We start from the raw sequence: 3082 nt of genomic DNA on the forward strand, positions 1-3082 counted from the left end.
AGAAAGTGCCGCGCCAGCCGGCGATGGCCGCGACCAGCGCGCCAAGCGGCGCGCCGACGGCGACCGCCACCGTGGTGCCGCCGACGACGACGGCAATGGCGCGGGCCCGGTGATGGTCATCGACCAACGCTACCGCCGTGCCTTGCGCGGTCGCCGCGAACAGGCCCGACGACAGCGCCATGATGATGCGCGCGACGAGAAGCACTTCGAAGGACGAACTCAGGGCGGCGACGACATTGCCGATGACGAAGAACACCAGCGTCCACAGGATGACGCGGCGCCGGTCCCATTCGCCGGTCAGCGTTGCCAGGATCGGCGTGCCGATCGCGTAGGCAAGCGCGAAGGCGGTGATCAGCGAGCCGGCGAGCGGCACGGAGATGCCGGCATCCCTGGCGATGTCGGGCAGAAGGCTTGATATGACGAAGCCTTCGGTCGAAATCGCGAACGATCCAAGCGCCAGCCAGAAGATTCTCTTGTCCATGGGGATGCGTCCTTAGTTCAAAAGTTATTGAACAATTGGACATAACAGGCCATGATGTCAATGAAGCCAGGGCAAAATAGCTGAACCATGCTGACAGCCCTGTGTCAGGACGGTCACGCGAAAGGAGAAACAGTGTGTATGGGCCGAGCAGGATCGACGCGTTGAAATCGGCCCGCACTGTGCTTAGGTTCCTGCCATGACCTTGCCACACCCCAATACGGACCAGATCAGCCTGCCCATCGTGCTCGGCGTGCTCGGCGACCCGACGCGGCTCGCCATCGTGCGCTATCTGGCCAGCAAGGAAGGCCTGCCACTGAACTGCAGCCGCTTCCTCGACCTCGCCTCCAAGACCAATCTCAGCTACCACCTCGCCAAACTGCGCGAGGCGGGCGTCACCCGCGCCGAGGTGGTCGGCACCAACCGCATGATCACGCTCCGCCGGGCCGATCTCGACGCCCGCTTCCCCGGCCTGCTCGACAGTGTCATCGCCGCGGCCGCGGACGACACCGCCCTGCCCGCGGTCGGCGGCCATGATTTGGAAATGCCGGCCTGAACTTTTCCTCTCAGTCGCGAAGCGGGGTGAGGAGACCAGGTCCTGCCACCCACCGGGAACCTCCTCATGCGCATAGCCGTCCTCGCCGACATCCACGGCAACGTTCTCGCACTGGACGCCGTGCTCGAGGACCTGGCGCGGCGCGGCGGCACCGACCTCACCGTCAATCTCGGCGACTGCGTTTCGGGGCCGCTGTGGCCGCGCGAGACGATGGAGCGGCTGCAAGCGCTCAACTTGCCGACGGTGCGCGGCAACCATGACCGCCGCGTCGCCGCCGATCCCCCCGACGAAACCATGTGGGCGTCCGACGTCTATGCGCAGGAGCGACTGACGCAGGCGCAGCGCGATGCGCTGTTCGCCCAACCGCTGACCCTTGAGATCGCGCCTGGCGTCATCGCCTTCCATGCCCGCCCCGACCATGACGAGAAATATCTGCTCGATACCGTGACCGATGGCCATTTGGTGCGCGCGCCGCTGGCGGCGATCCGGCGCCGGTTGAAGGCACTCGACCCGGCCTGCCGCATCGCGCTCTGCGGCCACAGCCACCGGGCGGAATTGATCCGCATCCCGAATGGCCCAGTCATCTTCAATCCGGGCAGCATCGGCTGCCCTGCCTATGACGACGACACGCCTCCGGCGCATGTCTCCGAACAGGGCTCGCCGCACGCCCGCTACGGGATCGTCACCTTGGGCGACGCCGGTCGGCAGGATCGTTTCGAGATGATCGCGGTGGACTACGACCACGAGGCGGCGGCGCGTCAGGCCGAACAGGCGGGACGCGCCGAATGGGCGCACGGCCTGCGCACCGGCTTCATGCCGGAAGCCGCCCAGCACCATGGTTAGCCTGAATTTTCCGACTTACATGGCGGCGCGTCGTCCCTTATAAAACCGGCCGGGCATGCGGCGAGACCGCCGCGGCAGGGTGATTTGAGTACGGCGCACGGCCAAATGATGAGGCGCACGATTACGCTCCGACAAAGTTTGCATGCGCTGATTGCCGCTCCGCTGATGATGGCGGCGTGGCCGGCTGTCGCCGAGGAGGCGCCGTTCATCTCCGTTGTCACCGGGCTCGCTCCCGACGACCTGCTCAATGTCCGCGCCAAGCCATCGCCGATCGGCAAGACCGAGGCCCGCCTGGCCGCCGGTGCGAGCGTCCGAAACCTCGGCTGCAACGACATTGACGGCCACCCCTGGTGCAAGATCGAATCGGACAATCCCAAGGCAACCGGCTGGACGCCAGCACGCTATCTCGTTCCCCTCAATCCGGCGACGGTGCCCGACCAGGCCGCGGATACGTCTGCCGTCGCGCCCGCCGAAGGAGGTACCGGCGCGACGCCAGATGCACCCGACCTGACCGCTCGGCTGGGCAGCACGACCCAGCCGGCCAGCCCCGAAACCAAGCCGAAATCCGCGGCGGAGATCGCCATGCAGGATGCCTATGGCCTGGCGCTGGCGGCGGACGGAACCCTGCAAATTCCCTGCGCCCGCTACGTTGGACAGCCCATGGCGCTCTGCGCGGCGAACGTGACGCGCAAGGGCACGGACAAGGCCGACGTGACCGTGACCTGGCCCGATGGCGGCAGCCGCGTCATCTCCTTCGATGCCGGCCTGCCGGCAAGCTCGGACGCCGGCAGCGACTTCCGCTTCACCAGGGAAGGCAAACTCAACATGATCCGCATTGGTGTGTCCGAGCGCTTCGAGATCATGGATACGGTGGTGCTGGGGGATTAGGCGGCTTTTGCAATGGCTGCTCAATTGCCGGGGTTTGCGCTGCCCCTCATCGCCCTGCCGGACATTTCTCCCCGTAGACGGGGAGAAAGAAGCCGTCCGCAAAGCCGCGCTTTTTTGCAACGTCGGAGGTTGGCGAAACCACCAGGGATAGCGCCCCTCTCCCCGTCACTATACGGGGAGAAGGTCCCGGTGTCCGAACCGGATAGATAGGTAACAGAATGGACCGATAGCATGGGTGACAGTTTTCTTGTCCGCCGGGAGGACCGGCGATGGTTTGGCGAGAAACTGGGATCATGGACGAGCGGCTACGGTTTGTT

4 protein-coding genes are annotated in these 3082 nt (G+C 65.6%); 3 read left to right on the forward strand and 1 reads right to left on the reverse strand.

From position 1 onward, the window contains the following. On the reverse strand, positions 1-481 hold a 481-nt coding region (locus EOA36_RS32035; protein WP_145969420.1), incomplete at its 3' end, for an MFS transporter. A gap of 196 nt (positions 482-677) precedes the next feature. Between EOA36_RS32035 and EOA36_RS32040 the strand changes: the two genes are divergently transcribed. The 3 genes from EOA36_RS32040 to EOA36_RS32050 all read left to right on the forward strand — a co-directional run bounded on the left by EOA36_RS32040 (position 678) and on the right by EOA36_RS32050 (position 2765). Continuing rightward, on the forward strand, positions 678-1034 hold the full coding sequence (locus EOA36_RS32040; RefSeq protein WP_127280845.1) for a helix-turn-helix transcriptional regulator: 357 nt from the start codon (positions 678-680) through the stop codon (positions 1032-1034). Between the two features lie 66 nt (positions 1035-1100). Further along, complete coding sequence (locus EOA36_RS32045) at positions 1101-1877, forward strand: metallophosphoesterase family protein (RefSeq protein WP_127280846.1); 777 nt, start codon at positions 1101-1103, stop codon at positions 1875-1877. Positions 1878-1982: 105 nt separating this feature from the next. Next, the gene (locus EOA36_RS32050; protein WP_127280847.1) at positions 1983-2765 is read left to right on the forward strand and encodes an SH3 domain-containing protein; all 783 of its coding nucleotides are present in this window, start codon (positions 1983-1985) and stop codon (positions 2763-2765) included. Positions 2766-3082 lie beyond the last annotated feature (317 nt).

The sequence above is a fragment of the Mesorhizobium sp. M8A.F.Ca.ET.021.01.1.1 genome, from assembly GCF_003998025.1.
GTDB lineage: Bacteria > Pseudomonadota > Alphaproteobacteria > Rhizobiales > Rhizobiaceae > Mesorhizobium.